Here is a 17,986-nt window from a genome sequence, read left to right as displayed (position 1 = left end):
GTATTTAGTATTAAGTATTTAGTATTTAGACCGCTGGTCTAATCCTAGTATTTAATGTTCATGATTTATAGTACTTAGTATTTAGTATTTAGTATTTAGACCTGGAACTCTGCTATAATTAACAGGTTTAACTGTCTAAATACTAAATACTACCTACTTAATACTTTTCTACATATCCGTCACACATCCTTGCGATGCGTTGGCTACGGATTTTGCGTATTTGTAAAGAACTCCTTTGCTTACTTTAAGAGCTGGTTGTTGCCATGCTGCTTTGCGGTTTGCGATTTCTTCTTCGGAGACCTGGAGGTTGATGTTGTTGTTGACAGCGTCGATTTCGATGATATCATCGTCCTGTACCAGTCCGATTAAGCCACCTTCATATGCTTCCGGTGTGATGTGGCCTACTACGAAGCCGTGAGTTCCTCCGGAGAAACGACCGTCTGTAATCAAGGCTACAGAACTACCTAAACCTGCACCAATGATCAATGAGGTAGGTTTCAACATTTCAGGCATTCCTGGAGCTCCTTTAGGACCTTCATTCTTGATAACAACGACATCACCTCTCTTGATTCTTCCAGTTTCAAGGCCTTTTACCAAATCATGCTCTCCATCGAAAACACGCGCAGGACCTGTGAATTTCTCACCTTCCTTACCTGAAATCTTCGCCACAGAACCTTGCTCTGCTAAATTTCCATAAAGGATCTGAAGGTGTCCAGTCGCTTTGATTGGATCATCCAACTTGTGGATGATAGGTTGATTGTAGTCAATGATAGATTTTACATTCGCTAGGTTCTCAGCAACAGTCTTACCAGTTACTGTGATACAGTCGCCATGTAACAATCCTTCATCCAATAAATATTTCATTACTGCAGGAATACCACCATACTGATGTAAGTCTTGCATTAAGAATTTGCCCGAAGGCTTAAAGTCTGCCAATACTGGAGTTTCATCCGACATACGTTGGAAGTCATCTGGCGTAACATCGACGTCAACAGATTTTCCCATGGCAATAAAATGCAATACTGCATTTGTAGAACCCCCTAAGATTACGATGATACGCATCGCATTTTCGAAGGCTTTACGAGTCATGATATCGGAAGGCTTAATGTCGTTTTCCAAAAGGATACGCATGTATTTACCAACCTCTAAACATTCCTCTTGTTTTTCTTTAGAAACAGCAGGGTTTGAAGAGGAGTAAGGTAAGCTCATTCCCATTGCTTCAATTGCCGAAGCCATGGTATTTGCAGTATACATACCACCACATGCACCTGCTCCCGGACAGGTATGACGAATCACGCCATCATAATCCTCGTCAGATATTGTTCCGGCGATTTTCTTACCTAGGGCTTCAAATGCGGATACAATATTTAATTCTTCACCTTTATAATGACCTGGCGCAATTGTTCCGCCATAAACCATAATTGCAGGACGGTTTAATCTTCCCATCGCCATAATAGCGCCTGGCATGTTTTTATCACAACCTGGAATGGCAACTACTCCATCATAATATTGACCACCACAAATGGTTTCAATACTATCCGCAATCACGTCACGGGATACCAAGGAATAACGCATTCCATCAGTACCATTGCTCATTCCATCACTAACACCAATAGTTCCAAAAGTTAATCCCACTAAGTCACTGTTCCAAATACCTTTTTTGACGACCTGTGCTAGGTCATTCAGGTGCATGTTACAGGTGTTACCGTCGTAGCCCATGCTCGCGATACCCACTTGCGCCTTTTCCATATCTGCATCGGTCAAACCGATACCATATAACATGGCTTTTGCAGCTGGTTGTGTCTCATCTTGTGTAAAGATGCGGCTGTACTTGTTGATTCCCTTTTGGTTATCAGATGATGACTTCATAATTCTCTTGCTCTAATACTAAGTTTTTATATTTTCTTTGGATAGATGCGCCGATACTGTCTTCCCATTCTTCAGGGAATACAACATCGTCGATTTGTTTGATTCCTATAATTCCTGCAGCAGTCCCGCTTAAAAAGGCGCTGTCAGCTTGATAAATATCTTTGATGCTAATTCTCTTTTCGATGATCTCGAAATTCAAACGCTTACAGATGTCAATTACTGTTGCCCGTGTAATCCCTGGGAAGATGTTTCCCAATGGCGGGGTGTAAATTTTAAAATCCTTTTCGATAAATAAATTCTCACTTGAAGCTTGTGCAACAAACCCATCTTGGTCTAATAGCAAAGCCTCATCAAATCCTTTTTGGATAGCATCGCTTGTCGCCAGGATAGAATTGATATACTGTCCTGAAACCTTCGCATCGATAGGGAAGGACTTCGGATTAGGGCGTTCAATTCTGGAGATATTCACCTTTAATAGGTTTTGACCTAAATAAGGTCCCCATTCCCAGGCAGCGATCATAATATTTGCAGATTCTGATGCTGTCAAGTGCATATTGGATCCCGAATAGATTAAAGGACGGATATAGGCAGATCTCAAATTATTTGCTTCCAGGAGTTCATACGTCTTTTCGATCAACTCTCTGTTGTCCCATCGATAGGGAAGACCAATTGCTTTACAAGAATGCTGTAAGCGGTCGAAATGTTCTTCAGCCTTAAAGATCCGAGTTCCATTGTGCGTGCTGTATGCACGAAGACCTTCGAAGGCACCATAGCCATAGTGTAATGACTGTCCGAACATATCAACGCCAGCATTATTTGCTTTCACAAATTCTCCATTTAAATAGATAAGTGTGTTTTGATTGTAATACTGCATAATATCCTGCTGAATTTGTTGTAATACTTGTTCGAAAAAATATCGTTTAGGATTCCCTTCTTTCTGTTTTGTTAAGTTAGCTCGAATTAAAATTCTTTACAATAGCCCCAGAATTTTTTTTGATAAAGTTTTTTATTTCGAATAATTGCAATGGTAAAAATTTTATTTTGTAACAATGCGTAATTTTAGTGTTTATATTTTGTGGTCAGTAGACTAAAATTAAAATTGGTATATTCTCATAATTTTCAAATTTTTAGTGAACTGTCCAAATTTCTTCTTAAAATGGGCTTTTATCACAAATAAGTTGCAAAAAAATAGCCCTTAGAACTTGAAGTTTTAAGGGCTACTTTATCGTAATATTTTGTTTATCTATTCTTCCGCAATTCCTTCTGCTAAAACGATGATATTGTTGTCCTTTACTTCTACTACACCACCTTTAATAATAATGACATGTTCATCATTATTATTTTTAATAATGACTTTACCATCTTCTAGCGTAGACACAATAGCCGCGTGGTCTTTCAGAATCTGAAAAGAACCCGCCGATCCCGGAACTGTAACTGCTGTTACATCACCTTCGTAAGCTAATTTGTCTGGAGTTATGATTGTTAATTTCATTCTTTTTTCTAAGTATTTAGTAGTTAGTATTGAGTATTTAGAACTTTCTAAAGCCTAATTAGTAGGTGTTCTAATAAAACTACTAAACTAATTATGTATTCAGAATCTAATATTTTGTAATTAGTAGTCAGTGTCTAATTACTAACTACTAATTACTAAATACTAATATTTTAAACTGCTTCTGCTAATAGTTTTTTACCTTTCTCGATAGCGTCTTCGATTGAACCTACCAAGTTGAAAGATGCTTCTGGGTATTCATCTACTTCACCATCGATGATCATGTTGAATCCTTTGATAGTGTCTTTGATGTCTACTAAACAACCTTTCAAACCTGTAAATTGCTCTGCTACGTGGAATGGTTGTGATAAGAAACGTTGTACACGACGTGCGCGGTGTACTGTTAACTTATCTTCTTCAGATAATTCGTCCATACCTAAGATGGCGATGATATCTTGAAGTTCTTTATAACGTTGAAGAATTTCTTTTACGCGTTGTGCTGTATTGTAGTGCTCATCACCTAATACTGTTGGAGAAAGGATACGTGAAGTAGAATCCAATGGATCCACTGCAGGATAGATACCTAACTCAGAGATTTTACGTGATAATACTGTTGTTGCATCTAAGTGGGCGAAAGTTGTTGCCGGCGCAGGGTCAGTCAAGTCATCCGCAGGTACGTATACCGCTTGTACTGATGTGATTGATCCATTCTTTGTTGAAGTAATACGCTCTTGCATTAAACCCATCTCTGTTGCTAGAGTAGGTTGGTAACCTACTGCTGAAGGCATACGACCTAATAATGCCGATACTTCAGAACCCGCTTGTGTAAAACGGAAGATGTTATCAATAAAGAATAAGATATCACGACCTTGTCCTTCACCATCTCCATCACGGAAGTATTCTGCAATTGTTAATCCAGATAACGCAACACGAGCACGTGCACCTGGAGGCTCATTCATCTGTCCGAAAACGAATGTACATTTAGACTCTTTCATTAACTCTAAATCTACAGTGTCCAAAGGCCATTGACCTTTTTCCATTTCTTCCATGAATTTATCACCGTATTTGATAATGCCTGACTCCAACATCTCACGAAGTAAATCGTTTCCTTCACGAGTACGCTCGCCAACACCAGCAAATACAGAAAGACCACCGTGTCCTTTTGCAATGTTGTTGATTAATTCCTGAATCAATACCGTCTTACCAACACCAGCACCACCGAATAATCCAATTTTACCACCTTTTGCATAAGGCTCTAATAAATCGATTACTTTGATACCTGTAAATAATACCTCAGTTTCAGTCGATAAGTCTTCAAATTTTGGAGGTACGTTGTGAATAGGACGACCATTCTCCTTGTTTAAAGCTTGAATACCGTCAATTGGATCTCCAACAACGTTAAATACACGACCTTTGATCTCTTCACCAATAGGCATTTTGATCGGAGCACCAGTATCAACTACCTTCATGCCACGAACTAAACCTTCGGTAGCATCCATTGCAATCGTACGAACTCGTTCCTCACCTAAGTGCTGTTGAACCTCTAATATAACGCGTTGTCCATTGTCTTTCTCAATGATCAAGGCATCATAAATCTTAGGAAGATTTTCATTGTCGGCAAAGTTGACGTCAACCACTGGGCCGATAATCTGCGCTATTTTACCAATATTGGGCATATTATAGGGACTAAAATTTATTAATCAATTTAAATACAGACCGTTTTACTACCTGTATTTTGGAATGCAAAAATAAGTTTTATCTTATTAAAACCAAAAAGGATATGCATATTTAATTTTAATTTTTTTTAATAGCCTCAATTTCCCCGAAATTCCTTATTTATTTCCGCCTCCTATTTATCTCCTATTCCCTATGTAAACATTCTTATTCGCTACATCTGAACATATTAACCCCCAGATAATGAAACGTTCTAAAAATTGTTGAATTCCCTATACCTTATTATTATGTAATAGTCAAAACTTCCGATTTTAAGGAATTTCCGATTTTCAGTGAGTTTATCTGTTTATTACCTTTCAATTATTAACCTAATTCATTAGTTTCGTGACAGACTAAATACCTAATTATATGAAATACTGGATCATGATGCTGCTCCTTGGCGGCATGCCATTCTTTGTGCATGCGCAATGGAATTATCCGAAATTCGACGCCTTATCTAAACAAATTCAAGAGGTATCTTCCAACAAACTCGTAGAAAGATCTTCCATCGGCAAATCCTTTGGAAATGAAGATATCCCCCTGATAAAAATTCAAAATGGTAAAACAGCAAAACCTACCTTATTAATTGTTGCTGGTGCAGATGGGAAACATCCTGCCGGAGTGATTAATTCCATCAATGTAGCCAAGCAAATCCTAGCACTACCTGCTGATCAGTTAAATGATCTATTGGCCAATAAATCTATTTGGATTGTTCCTGTTCTGAATGTAGATGCCTATATAAGGAATTCAAATTCGGCGAATTTAAATTCTGGAAATGGTAGAACTATCGATAATGACCGTGATGGTCGCGTTGATGAGGACCCTGATGTGGATTTAAATAATGATGGCATCATTTCTCAAATGCGTATCAAGACTCCAGCAGGACCTTATAAAACCCATGCCATCAATCCTGATTATCTATTGCTGGCGGAAAGAAACAAAGGTGAATCGGGAACTTATGAATTATATACGGAAGGTCGGGATGCTGATCAGGATGGCGCAATTTCCGAAGATGGTAAATCTGGGGTGAATATCGATCGGAATTTTACTTTCGATTATCCGTTTTTCGAACCAGAATCGGGCGACTATGCTGCTTCAGAACCTGAAACCAGAGCCTTGATTGACCTGATCTTTAACAATCCACAAATTGCTGCGGTACTACATTTTGGTCTTCAAAACAACCTTTCTGTAGCAGAACAATTTGACCAAAATAAAGCTTCTCAAAGAATTACCAGGTCCTGGACCAATAATGACGCTCAAGTATCTGCTTTCGTCAGTAAAATCTACAATGATGCGGTGAAGCCATTGGGGGAAGCTCCTAAAATGGCAGCAGGAAAAGGAAACCTAAGTCCGACTATCTATTATCATACTGGTAAATTTAGTTTTGTAACTCCATCATGGTGGATTCCAAGTATTTCAGATACAACCAAAAATAATAATGTAAAAGTGCCAGCCACAAATGGGGCCGACCGATTCGTGAACTGGGTAAGAAATCAAGGAATCCAAGGTGCAATCCTACCATGGACAAAAGTGAATCATCCTGATTTTCCAAATCAAGAGGTGGAAGTTGGAGGAGTGGTAGACCGTTTCGTGAATAATCCTCCAGTTGCACTGTTGGAAAATTCAGCCAAACTGCATAGCAATTTTGTGGTTGAATTAACACGCTCCTTAGCCAGCCTCGAATTCTCAAATCCTAAAGTGACCAATTTGGGTGATGATATTTATCGCATTGAAGTCAAGGTTTTCAATACGGGAGCAATGCCGGTTTACCCTGAAATTGCCGATAAAATCAAGCATGTTTCGAAAATGAAATCTATTATGGAATTGCAGAAAGGGCAATCATTTTTAAGTGGTAAACGCTTGCAGCTTTACCCAACCTTGCAAGCCGGAGCATCCAATACCTTCTCTTGGTTAGTAAAAGGGAAAGGTAAAGTACAATTGACTGTTGGATGTCCTACAGCCGGAGAGAAAACACTTGATATTAACCTTTAAAAACCTGCTAAGAAATGAGATTATCTTATAAAATATTATCGCTTGCCTTAGCACTAAGTGTTACGGCAGCATTTGCCCAAAAGAAAAATGAAGAAGTCGGCAAAGAGATTGCTGGGCTTCGTGCCATCGGCTCACCTTCCAATCCGAAAGTTCAAATGAACTGGAGCCGCTACCATGACCTGAAACAAATGGAGCAGTTCTACAAGGATTTGCAAAAAGCATATCCTAACCTGATTAAATATGAATCCATTGGAAAGAGCTTTGAAGGTCGGGATATATTCGTTTTAACCGTGACTGATTTTAACTCAGGAAAACCTGAGCGTAAACCAGCCATGTGGATTGATGGAAATATTCATGCCAACGAACTCCAAGGTTCTGAAATCTCCATGTACACCGCGTGGTATTTATTGGAAAACTATAATACGGTGCCTTTTATTAAGGAATTGCTGAAAGATAAGGTGTTCTATATTGCACCTACCATCAATCCGGATTCTCGAGAATATTTTATTTATCAGCCGAATACCATGCACTCTTCTCGTACTGGTCGTCGACCGTTTGATAATGATGGTGACGGTTTAGTGGCTGAGGATTTATATGATGATTTGGACGGAGATGGCGAAATCGTCATGATGCGTCGTAAGTCCAAAACTGGCAGGTACAAGGTAGACCCGGAAAACCCAAACCGTATGCTGATGGTCAAACCCGGTGAAGTAGGTGAATATGAGATGTTAGGTTTTGAAGGAATAGATAATGATGGCGACGGATTGGTGAATGAAGATATTACGGGAACCTATGATCCAAACCGTGATTGGGGATGGAACTGGCAACCAAACTATGTGCAAGGAGGCGCTTTATATTATCCAGGCACCTTGCCGGAGACGCAGGCCGTAAAGAAATTTGTCTATGCCCATCCTAATATTGCTGGGGCACAATCCTATCATAATTATGGCGGAATGATCCTTCGAGGTCCAGGGGCTGCCGATGATGAAAGGTTCTATTCGAGAAAAGATGTTCAGGTATATGATGCCTTGGGTAAGACTGGTGAAAAGATGTTGCCAGGCTATGATTACATCGTCATCCATAAAGATCTATACACCGTTTTTGGAGGCGAAATTGACTTTTTAGCCCTAACCCGTGGGATTTTTACCTTTTCCAATGAGTTGATGACGACCTATAAATTGTTCAATGATAAAGGGGAAGGTGGATTACGGAATAGCGATGAATATTATGAGTTTGATAAATTGCTGATGTTTGGAGATGCTTATGTGCCATGGAAAGAATTCGATCATCCTCAATATGGAAAAATCGAAATTGGTGGAGCCAAGAAAAACTATACCCGAAACCATCCTGGTTTCTTATTAATGGAGGATGCTCACCGAAATGCAGCATTTACCATTTATCATGCCTACCACATGCCTAAACTGGAGGTGATGGAATCCAGTATCAAGCCTTTGGGCGGAAACCTATATGAGGTGAATGCCACCATTTGGAATACTAGGATTGTCCCAACACACTCGGATCATGATGTAAGACATAAGATCGAACGTCCAAATCATATCCGATTGGAAGGTGCTCAGGTGGTAACCGGCATGCAAGTCCTGAATTCGGACTTCAATGAAACCGTCGAACAGAAATATCAACCACAGACGATAGAAGTTCCAACCATTGATGGCATGAGCTCGGTGAAGGTACGCTGGATTGTAAAAGGAAATCCTAATTCAGCGAAGCTTATTGTAGATAGCCCTAAAGGAGGGTATCTGGAATATAGCCTGAAAGATGCGGCTGGAAAATCTTAAACCGCTATCGGGTTTTTAAAACGAATTGTAGGGGCATATTGCATATGCCCCTTTATTATTTTGTGGTTTTTATTGGTCTTATTGGGTGTTGGAATTGCATGGAGGGCGTATGCGATACGCCCCTACCTTTTGGCTGAATAGAAAATGCTCCTTGCTACAAATATGTCACCCCCATGGGGTTTGATAATGCAGGGCGAAATGCCGATCGGATAGATGAAACGTATTGTAGGGGCATATTGCATATGCCCTTTTATTATTTTGTGGGTTTAATCGGTGGTATTGGGCATTGAGGTTGTAAGAAAGGCATATCGCATACGCCCTTTATATTATATTTTATTCTAATACAAGAGTAGTTTTGGATTAACTCTGCATTCTACCCTATTTTCATCGGATCTCCTTCTCAGATCTCTCGGACCTTGTTCGGATTTTTTCGGCTGATGTCCGAAGGAGGTCCGGGGAAAGTGCGATAGTAGGCATAATTATTACCATATTAATTAGGGTGGAAGGTAGAATATGTTCCCCAAAAAAAAGAGGCTGTACTTTCAAGTACAGCCTCGCTAGGATTTATCTTTTTGATACAATAAATAGGATATCTATTGCATGCTTATTTTATTAAGAATTTCTTTTCAATTGCTCGTCCAATAATTGGCGTTTCAATTGTTGTTCACGTTCCATAGATTTTTTTCTCAGGCTTTGTAACTCTTCCTGAAGTTCATCTACGGTATGTTTACTTTCATCGGTATCCACTTTAGCTTTTCTAAATGCTGCTAAAATTCCAAATAATGCAACGGCAAGGACGATGATAATCACCCATACCATGGTATGGTAGGAGCTTTTTGAAAATTGAATGCCTAGAAAAGAGATGCTATCCGTTTTCTGTTGTTCAGTTTCTAAAGCGGTACTTAGGTTTTTTACCGAATCTTGAAGGCTTTGAATACTACCTTCGGAGGAAGAAGCGTCACCTTTTAATCCCGAGATTTGTTTTTTGTAAATGCTCAATGAATCTTTAACATTTTGACGAATAATATCCAGGTTCGTTTTGCGGATAATTTTGAAGTCTTTGTCCTGATTTCGTGATTGCAGGTTCAAGTAGACGAACTGGCTGTCTAGTGGAGCTGTTTTTAATTTTTGTTGTAGGGTTTGTCCAAATAGTGAGGTGCTAAATACCCAACACATTAGAATAAGTGATAATAATCGCATAGTATAAGGTGTGTTTCTTGCTTTTCATGTCAAGTTTAGCAATTTAATTAGAATTACAAAAGAAATTCTAAAAATTGATTGCAGAATATCGGAATCGCTTTATTTGATTAACCTTAAGTTAATAATTATTTATTCTTCCACTCCAGTTCGGGATAGAATTTTATAATATCCACGTTCAAAAGTTCAAACTCTTTCATCATTTGTAAAATACTTAGGGTTTTACTAAAAAGGTTGAAACATTCCTGAATTCTTGTTTCAAGATTGGTAAAAGTTGTTAGGAATTAGAGGATTAAGATAATTTCGTTAATTTTATCTTGATTATAAACTTAAGGGCATAGCGAAAATTATTACCAAAAGATATTTTATCAAAGTGATGATTTCAAGTTGATTATTTGGTTGTCCTTAATTCTAAGAATTTATTTATTCCCAATAGGGAGCTAATGCAAAAAAAGATATGATTGATAAGACAGTATCTAATGCGCAAGAGGCAATTTCCGGAATCGAAGATGGCATGTGTATTTCTTTGGGTGGCTTTGGATTGTGTGGAATTCCTGAGAATTTAATTGCAGCATTACTGGAAAAAGGGGTCAAGAATTTGACCTGTATTAGTAATAATGCGGGTGTTGATGATTTTGGGTTGGGTTTGTTATTGCAGAAGAAGCAGATCAAGAAAATGATTGCTTCCTACGTTGGTGAGAATGCGGAGTTTGAACGGCAAATGTTAAGTGGGGAGTTGGAGGTTGATTTGGTTCCTCAGGGCACATTGGCGACGCGTTTGATGGCTGGTGGATACGGTTTACCGGTAATTTTCACACCTGCTGGTGTGGGGACTGAGGTAGCTGAAGGCAAGGAAGTACGCAAGTTTACTTTCCATGGCGTTGAAAAGGATTATTTGATGGAATATGCCTTTGAGCCAGATTATGCTTTTGTGAAGGCTTGGAAAGGCGATACAGCTGGGAATCTGGTTTATCGCGGGACCGCTCAGAATTTTAACCATGCGGTTGCGATGTGTGGAAAAATCACCATTGCCGAGGTGGAAGAGTTGGTTGAAGTTGGGGAGTTGGATCCCAATTATATCCATACTCCGGGGATTTTTGTGAATAAAATCTTCCAAGGCGAGAAATATGAAAAAAGAATCGAACAAAGAACAGTAAGAAATAGAGAAGAAAATGAATAAAAAAGTATATATCGTTGCTGCAAAGAGAACCCCAATGGGGAGTTTTGGATCTTCCTTGGCTACCGTGTCAGCAACAGATTTAGGAGCTACCGTAATAAAAGCATTATTAGCAGATATTAAATTGGAACTGCACCATATTGACGAGGTTTATATGGGCTCAGTTCTACAAGCCAATTTAGGTCAAGCTCCGGCGAGACAAGCTTCTAAAAAATCAGGTATTCCGGATCGCGTACCAGCGACCACTATCAATAAGGTATGTGCCAGTGGGATGAAAGCAATTTCCATTGGGGTACAACAAATTCTTTTGGGAGATGCCCATGTTGTTGTAGCTGGGGGTATGGAAAACATGAGTCAGGTACCATACTATGATGCAGCTGCAAGATGGGGGGCCAAATATGGCGATCAGAAATTGACAGATGGAATTCAGAAAGACGGATTGACTGATGTTTATTCAGATCAAGCGATGGGTAATTGTGGTGAGTTATGTGCTGAAAAGTATGAGATCAGCCGTGCTGATCAGGATGAATATGCGATTCAATCCTATACCCGAAGTAAAATCGCTTGGGAAAGTGGAAAATTTAAAAATGAGGTTATTCCTGTGGAGGTAAAATCTCGCAAAGGGACGGTGGTCGTTGATGAGGATGAGGAATACAAAAACATCAATTTTGAAAAGGTTTCTCAATTAAGGGCATCGTTCAAAACTGATGGAACCATTACAGCTGCCAATGCATCCACCTTGAGTGATGGTGCTGCTGCTGTGATCCTGATGAGTGAAGAAAAGGTCAATGAATTAGGCATAAAACCATTGGCGGAAATTATTGCGTATGCAGATGCGGAACAATCTCCAGAATGGTTTACGACGACTCCTGCTGCTGCAACTCAAAAGGTATTGCAGAAAGCTGGGATGACCATTGATGAAATTGATTATTTTGAGTTCAATGAGGCTTTTTCGGTAGTAGCATTGGCCAATGCTAAACTATTGGATATTTCTTCGGAGCAAATGAATATATATGGTGGAGCGGTAGCCTTGGGACATCCTCTAGGTTGTTCTGGTGCGAGAATCATCGTGACATTAAATAGTGTTTTACATCAAGAAGGCGGACAATTGGGACTTGCAGCAATATGTAATGGTGGGGGTGGAGCAAGTGCCATGATTCTGAGGAAAATGCCATAAGGCTTTTCTGATGGATTCAGGTATTCTTGATATCATAGAATTACTTTCAATAAATTTTGATATATGTTAGATAAATATGGCATAGCAAAAAGGATTGCTAAAGAAATTAAAGATGGCTATTATGTTAATCTAGGAATCGGGATTCCCACTTTGGTGGCGAATTATATTCCGGATAATATCAATGTTGTCTTACAGAGTGAGAATGGATTATTAGGAATGGGGCCTTTTCCCTATGATGGGGAGGAGGATGCTGATTATATTAATGCTGGTAAGCAAACGATAACCACATTGCCGGGTTCCGCATTTTTTGATTCAGCGATGAGCTTTGGCATGATTCGTTCTCGAAAGATTGACTTGACCATTTTAGGTGCGATGGAAGTTTCGGAGAATGGGGATATTGCAAACTGGAAGATTCCTGGGAAAATGGTAAAAGGCATGGGTGGTGCAATGGATTTGGTGGCAAGTGCAGAGAATATTATTGTTGCGATGCAGCATGTGAATAAAGCTGGAGAATCCAAATTATTGCCGAGTTGTACCTTGCCCTTAACAGGGGTAAAATGTGTTAAGAAAATCGTCACTGAACTTGGTGTTTTTGAGGTAATGCCAACAGGAGGTTTCAAAGTCTTGGAGCTTCATGATGGAGTATCCTTGGATATGGTAAAACAGAGTACGGCAGGAAAACTATTTTACTAGGGCAGTGAAAAAGAAATGAAATATATGCATCAAAAGAAGCGGACTCCTGGTCCGCTTTTTTTATTTTTTTATTAAAAATATGGAGGTCAAATAAAAATTATATTTCGTGCTATTTCAGGTCGCGAATTGATTTATATTTTTTGATTGATTCCTGTGAAATTGGCTTTATTATCCCTAGAAAGAAGTTTTTGTTAATAGATTTTTCCTTTCCAAAATGAAGAATGTTTAAACTTATTTTTCTAAATTATGGAGGAATATTAACTGTTATGTGACATAAGTTACAAACAGCATGACAGTCCATAACAGTTGAATGAAAGAATTAAAATATCTTCGAAATAACTTATAACCTAAATCAATTTTAAGATCACGTATGAATGCACTAGCAGGAGTAATATTTCATTTTATTGGTGGCTTTGCGTCGGGTAGTTTTTACGTTCCATATAAGAAAGTAAAGGGCTGGTCATGGGAGGCGATGTGGATTTTAGGGGGATTATTTTCATGGATAATCGTTCCACCTATTGCAGCCTGGCTGACCATTCCTAATTTTTGGGACATCATTGGCAATACCGATTCAAGCATCTTGGGTTATACCTTTTTATTTGGGATTCTTTGGGGAATTGGAGGCTTAACCTATGGTTTAGGGGTACGTTATCTAGGGGTGTCCTTAGGTAGTAGTGTGATACTTGGCTTAAGTATGGTCTTTGGATCATTGATGCCCGCCATCTATTATTTTTTCAATAAAACCGCAGGTAAACATGGGATAGATTATTTCTTTACAGACAAGGCTGGGATTTGTGTGATGATAGGCTTAATTGTTTGTATAGTAGGGATTTACCTTTGTGGAAAAGCAGGGGTTTTAAAAGAAAAGAATCTAGGTCAATTATCTAGCGAAGCGAAGGCTGATTATAATTTTGGGCTTGGAATCGTGGTAGCCATAGTTTCAGGAGTATTGAGTGCTTGCTTCAATTTTGGTATTGAATCCGGGAAACCGATGGCAGAAGTTGCAAACCAACTTTGGAAATCTGCCAATCCAGGGCAAGGGGAGTTTTTATACCAAAATAATGTCACCTATATCGTGATTTTATGGGGAGGATTTACCACCAACTTTATCTGGTGTCTATACTTGTTGATGAAGCATAAAACCTTTGGAGATTATAGTAAGTCGGAAGCTCCATTAGCCAAGAACTTCTTGTTATGTGCTATAGCCGGCACGACCTGGTATTTACAATTCTTTTTCTATGGGATGGGCGAGAGCCGTTTAGGAAATGGTGCAAGTTCATGGATTCTACACATGGCATTTATCATTTTGATATCAAATGCATGGGGGATCGCATTGAAGGAATGGAAGGGAGTAAGTAAACCAACATATACAGCAATTATTGCTGGGATAGTCACAATCATATTGTCGATATGTATTGTGGGATTTGCAAAAACATTAGAATCATAAACTAAATTCATATAACTGTGAGAACATACAAACACGTTAATTATTTATGGGACGATGAGTACGCTCAACAGCTTGCGGGTGATGAGGTAGCTCTATTATTATACCGTTCTAACATTTTAGGTTCGGATTTAAGGATTACCAATTATGGTGGTGGAAATACCTCCTGCAAGGTAATTGACAAAGATCCCTTGACAGGAGAAGAGGTAGAAGTTATGTGGATCAAGGGTTCTGGAGGAGATATTGGGACTTTGAAGAAGTCGGGTTTAGCGGCATTATATGTCGATAGGCTTCGAGATCTGGAAAAGGTTTACCGTGGGATTGAGCATGAGGATGAAATGGTGGAATTGTTCAACCATTGTATCTTTGATCTTGCTTCCAAGGCTCCGTCCATTGATACGCCATTACATGGGTTTTTACCATTTAAACATATAGATCATTTGCACCCAGATGCAGCCATTGCCATTGCTGCGGCCAAGGATGGAAAGAAAATTACACAAGAACTTTTCAATGGAACCATTGGCTGGGTAGAATGGCAAAAACCAGGTTTCGATTTAGGTTTGCAATTGCGCGAATGCTTGGAGCAAAATCCAGGAATCCGTGGCATCATGCTTGGATCACATGGTTTATTTACCTGGGCTGATAATGCTAAAGATTGTTATATCAATTCTTTGGATGTCATTGAAGCTTGTGCAAATTACCTTGAGGAAAATTATGGAAAAAACAGAGCTGTTTTTGGTGGTCAGAAACTAGAAAGTTTAGACCCAAAAGGCAGACAAAGCCAAGCAGCGAAGATTGCTCCAATTTTGAGAGGGTTTTGTTCCAGTGAACGACATATGATCGGACATTTTACGGATGATCATCGTGTTTTGGAATATATCAATTCCAATGATCTAGAGAAATTGGCTCCTTTGGGAACAAGTTGTCCTGACCACTTCTTGAGAACCAAGATTCAACCTTTGATTTTGAACCTGGACAAAAATGAGGATCTAAGTGATGTAAAAGCATTAAAGGAAAAATTAGCACCGCTATTTGAAGATTACAGACAGATGTATACGGAATATTATGAAGCCTGTAAACATCCAAATAGTCCAGCAATCCGAGATCGTAATCCGGTAATCATAATTTATCCGGGAGTAGGGATGTTTGCTTTTGCAAAAGATAAACAAACTGCTCGAGTGGCGGCAGAGTTCTATACGAATGCCATCAATGTGATGAAAGGCTCCGAGGCGGTAAGTGAATACACTTCATTGCCTAGACAAGAAGCATTTAATATTGAGTATTGGTTATTGGAGGAGGCGAAGCTGCAAAGGATGCCGAAGCCGAAATCATTATCTGGCAAGATTGCCTTGATAACAGGTAGTGCTGGTGGAATTGGAAAAGCTATAGCGAAGAAATTTGCTGAAGAAGGAGCCGTCATCGTATTGAATGATTTAAATGCCGAACGATTAGCAGGAGCGAAGAAGGAGTTTGAGGCAGCATTTGGAATGGACAATGTGATTTCAGTACCTTTAGATGTAACCAATGAAGATCAAATCAAGGTCGCATTTGAAAAAGCATGTTTGAACTATGCAGGTATTGATATTGTTGTCAATAATGCGGGACTATCTATCTCCAAGTCAATCGAGGATCATACCGAAAAAGATATAGACTTGTTGTACGATGTTTTGGTGAAAGGGCAGTTATATGTTACCCAGCAAGCGGTTCATGTGATGAAATCACAAGGAGTTGCTGGCGATATCATTAACATCGTAAGCAAGAATGCCTTGGTTAGTGGTCCAAACAATGCCGGATACGGAAGTGCAAAAGCTGCTCAATTACATTTAAGTCGTTTGAATGCTGCAGAACTGGGACCGGATAAAATCCGTGTCAATGTTGTGAATCCGGATGCGGTCATTTCCGATAGTAATATCTGGGCAGGTGGCTGGGCAGAAGGTCGCGCAAAAGCTTACGGCGTAAAAGTAGAAGAATTACCTGCTTATTATGCAAAACGCACTTTATTAAATGAAGTCATCTTACCAGAAGATATAGCCAATGCATGTTTTGCATTTGTTGGCGGATTATTGAATAAATCAACTGGAAATGTATTGAATGTGGATGGCGGTGTTGCTATGGCCTTTGTTAGATAAGTTGGTTGCAAACAAAAAATGCAGATACGATGAGATTAGAGAGAGAACAGATTAACAAGCATAACAGTAAGTTGGAAAGTAAGCATCAGCGAGCTTTCCAATTCTTAAGAGAAGATTTACCAGGAATAGAGTCGGTAGTTTCGAAGCTGGAGAAATTTCAAATTGCGATTCCTAGTTGGGCATTAGGCACAGGTGGGACTCGTTTTGGAAGGTTTTCTGGCCGTGGAGAACCGGGGACTTTAGAAGAGAAAATTGAAGATGTAGGCTTATTGCATGCCTTGAACAGATCAAGTGGTGCTATATCCTTACATATTCCTTGGGATATCCCTCAAGATGCCCAAAAAATAAAAGACTTAGCAGCTTCATTCGATTTAAAATTTGATGCAGTAAATTCAAATACCTTTCAAGATCAGAAAGATCAAGAGCTAAGTTATAAGCATGGATCATTGCATCATGTGGATCCAAAGGTTCGAAAACAAGCTGTAGAACATAATAAGGAAGTGATAGATCATGGGATTGCCTTAGGCTCCAAGGCTTTGACAGTCTGGTTAGCTGATGGATCATCCTTTCCGGGGCAACTTAACTTCCGAGAAGCTTTTCAGAATACTTTGGAGAGTTTGAAAGAAATTTATGCCCATCTTCCAGAGGATTGGAAGCTATTTGTTGAATACAAAGCCTTTGAACCTTTTTTCTACTCCATGACGATTGGAGATTGGGGGCAATCCTTATTATTGGCAAGTAAATTAGGACCGAAAGCTTATACCTTGGTAGACTTAGGGCATCATTTACCCAATGCAAATATTGAGCAGATTGTTTCTTTGTTATTGATGGAGGGCAAATTAGGCGGTTTTCATTTTAACGATAGCAAATATGCCGATGATGATCTAACTGCCGGTGCGATCAAACCTTATCAATTATTTTTGATTTTTAATGAATTGGTAGAAGGAATGGATGCTCGGGGAATGGACCATGTCAGTGATTTAGGTTGGATGATTGATGCATCGCATAATCTAAAGGATCCTTTGGTCGACTTATTACAATCGGTAGAAGCGATTATGATCGCTTATGCACAGGCATTATTGGTAGATCGGGAAGCATTAAAGGCAGCGCAAAAGCAAAATGATATTGTCAAAGCGCAGAATATTTTACAAAATGCTTTTCGGACAGATGTTCGACCGATTGTTGCCGAGGCAAGACTTCGTGCCGGTGCAGCCTTAGATCCATTGCAGTTGTTTGAGGATTTATCAGTTCGTGATCAATTAGTAAAAGAAAGAGGAGAGAATTCAGTGGCTACTGGATTATAGCTTAAA

At 39.2% G+C, this 17,986-nt stretch carries 13 protein-coding genes; 8 read left to right on the top strand and 5 right to left on the bottom strand.

Going from position 1 to position 17,986, the window contains the following annotated elements; all coding sequences use genetic code 11:
- Positions 1-168: 168 nt before the first annotated feature.
- The 4 genes from ilvD to atpD all read right to left on the bottom strand — a co-directional run bounded on the left by ilvD (position 169) and on the right by atpD (position 5,034).
- The gene (gene ilvD / locus PZ892_RS14270; protein WP_277711447.1) at positions 169-1,869 is read right to left on the bottom strand and encodes a dihydroxy-acid dehydratase; all 1,701 of its coding nucleotides are present in this window, start codon (positions 1,867-1,869) and stop codon (positions 169-171) included.
- Complete coding sequence (locus PZ892_RS14265) at positions 1,853-2,743, bottom strand: branched-chain amino acid transaminase (protein WP_094257804.1); 891 nt, start codon at positions 2,741-2,743, stop codon at positions 1,853-1,855. The genes ilvD and PZ892_RS14265 overlap by 17 nt, the downstream gene beginning before the upstream one ends.
- 369 nt (positions 2,744-3,112) lie before the next feature.
- The gene (gene atpC, locus PZ892_RS14260; RefSeq protein WP_094257803.1) at positions 3,113-3,361 is read right to left on the bottom strand and encodes an ATP synthase F1 subunit epsilon; all 249 of its coding nucleotides are present in this window, start codon (positions 3,359-3,361) and stop codon (positions 3,113-3,115) included.
- Between the two features lie 170 nt (positions 3,362-3,531).
- A complete protein-coding gene (gene atpD / locus PZ892_RS14255) occupies positions 3,532-5,034 on the bottom strand; it encodes a F0F1 ATP synthase subunit beta (protein ID WP_094257802.1) in 1,503 nt (500 codons plus the stop codon).
- Between the two features lie 406 nt (positions 5,035-5,440).
- Between atpD and PZ892_RS14250 the strand changes: the two genes are divergently transcribed.
- Both PZ892_RS14250 and PZ892_RS14245 read left to right on the top strand, forming a co-directional pair.
- The gene (locus tag PZ892_RS14250) at positions 5,441-7,063 is read left to right on the top strand and encodes a M14 family zinc carboxypeptidase (RefSeq protein ID WP_094257801.1); all 1,623 of its coding nucleotides are present in this window, start codon (positions 5,441-5,443) and stop codon (positions 7,061-7,063) included.
- A 14-nt stretch (positions 7,064-7,077) separates the two neighbouring features.
- A complete protein-coding gene (locus PZ892_RS14245) occupies positions 7,078-8,859 on the top strand; it encodes a M14 family metallopeptidase (protein ID WP_094257800.1) in 1,782 nt (593 codons plus the stop codon).
- Between the two features lie 612 nt (positions 8,860-9,471).
- Here the strand turns inward: PZ892_RS14245 and PZ892_RS14240 are convergent.
- On the bottom strand, positions 9,472-10,035 hold the full coding sequence (locus PZ892_RS14240) for a hypothetical protein (protein WP_094257799.1): 564 nt from the start codon (positions 10,033-10,035) through the stop codon (positions 9,472-9,474).
- 478 nt (positions 10,036-10,513) lie between these two features.
- On the opposite strand from PZ892_RS14240, the gene PZ892_RS14235 reads away from it, so the two are divergent.
- From PZ892_RS14235 to PZ892_RS14210, 6 genes are all read left to right on the top strand, one after another.
- On the top strand, positions 10,514-11,236 hold the full coding sequence (locus PZ892_RS14235; protein WP_094280946.1) for a CoA transferase subunit A: 723 nt from the start codon (positions 10,514-10,516) through the stop codon (positions 11,234-11,236).
- Positions 11,229-12,410 carry a thiolase family protein gene (locus PZ892_RS14230; protein ID WP_094257797.1) on the top strand — a complete coding sequence of 394 codons (1,182 nt, stop codon included), beginning with the start codon at positions 11,229-11,231 and terminating at the stop codon, positions 12,408-12,410. The genes PZ892_RS14235 and PZ892_RS14230 overlap by 8 nt, the downstream gene beginning before the upstream one ends.
- Positions 12,411-12,473: 63 nt before the next feature.
- Positions 12,474-13,103 (top strand): 3-oxoacid CoA-transferase subunit B, encoded by a 630-nt coding sequence (locus PZ892_RS14225; protein WP_094280947.1) that lies wholly within the window; start codon positions 12,474-12,476, stop codon positions 13,101-13,103.
- Between the two features lie 370 nt (positions 13,104-13,473).
- Positions 13,474-14,550 (top strand): L-rhamnose/proton symporter RhaT, encoded by a 1,077-nt coding sequence (rhaT, locus tag PZ892_RS14220; protein WP_094257795.1) that lies wholly within the window; start codon positions 13,474-13,476, stop codon positions 14,548-14,550.
- Between the two features lie 17 nt (positions 14,551-14,567).
- Positions 14,568-16,676 carry a bifunctional aldolase/short-chain dehydrogenase gene (locus PZ892_RS14215; RefSeq protein ID WP_094257794.1) on the top strand — a complete coding sequence of 703 codons (2,109 nt, stop codon included), beginning with the start codon at positions 14,568-14,570 and terminating at the stop codon, positions 16,674-16,676.
- 29 nt (positions 16,677-16,705) lie between these two features.
- The gene (locus tag PZ892_RS14210; protein ID WP_094257948.1) at positions 16,706-17,980 is read left to right on the top strand and encodes a TIM barrel protein; all 1,275 of its coding nucleotides are present in this window, start codon (positions 16,706-16,708) and stop codon (positions 17,978-17,980) included.
- The last annotated feature ends 6 nt before the right edge of the window (positions 17,981-17,986 follow it).

The sequence above is a fragment of the Sphingobacterium sp. WM genome (assembly GCF_029542465.1).
GTDB classification, from domain to species: domain Bacteria; phylum Bacteroidota; class Bacteroidia; order Sphingobacteriales; family Sphingobacteriaceae; genus Sphingobacterium; species Sphingobacterium cellulitidis.
Note: the sequence above shows the minus strand (reverse complement) of the source record. Positions and strands in the feature narration are given on the sequence as shown.

Coding starts and splice junctions, on each gene's coding strand:
- ilvD (WP_277711447.1), bottom strand. CDS start 1,869: ATGAAGTCATCATCTGATAACCAAAAGGGAATCAACAAGTACAGCCGC.
- PZ892_RS14265 (WP_094257804.1), bottom strand. CDS start 2,743: ATGCAGTATTACAATCAAAACACACTTATCTATTTAAATGGAGAATTT.
- atpC (WP_094257803.1), bottom strand. CDS start 3,361: ATGAAATTAACAATCATAACTCCAGACAAATTAGCTTACGAAGGTGAT.
- atpD (WP_094257802.1), bottom strand. CDS start 5,034: ATGCCCAATATTGGTAAAATAGCGCAGATTATCGGCCCAGTGGTTGAC.
- PZ892_RS14250 (WP_094257801.1), top strand. CDS start 5,441: ATGAAATACTGGATCATGATGCTGCTCCTTGGCGGCATGCCATTCTTT.
- PZ892_RS14245 (WP_094257800.1), top strand. CDS start 7,078: ATGAGATTATCTTATAAAATATTATCGCTTGCCTTAGCACTAAGTGTT.
- PZ892_RS14240 (WP_094257799.1), bottom strand. CDS start 10,035: ATGTGTTGGGTATTTAGCACCTCACTATTTGGACAAACCCTACAACAA.
- PZ892_RS14235 (WP_094280946.1), top strand. CDS start 10,514: ATGATTGATAAGACAGTATCTAATGCGCAAGAGGCAATTTCCGGAATC.
- PZ892_RS14230 (WP_094257797.1), top strand. CDS start 11,229: ATGAATAAAAAAGTATATATCGTTGCTGCAAAGAGAACCCCAATGGGG.
- PZ892_RS14225 (WP_094280947.1), top strand. CDS start 12,474: ATGTTAGATAAATATGGCATAGCAAAAAGGATTGCTAAAGAAATTAAA.
- rhaT (WP_094257795.1), top strand. CDS start 13,474: ATGAATGCACTAGCAGGAGTAATATTTCATTTTATTGGTGGCTTTGCG.
- PZ892_RS14210 (WP_094257948.1), top strand. CDS start 16,706: ATGAGATTAGAGAGAGAACAGATTAACAAGCATAACAGTAAGTTGGAA.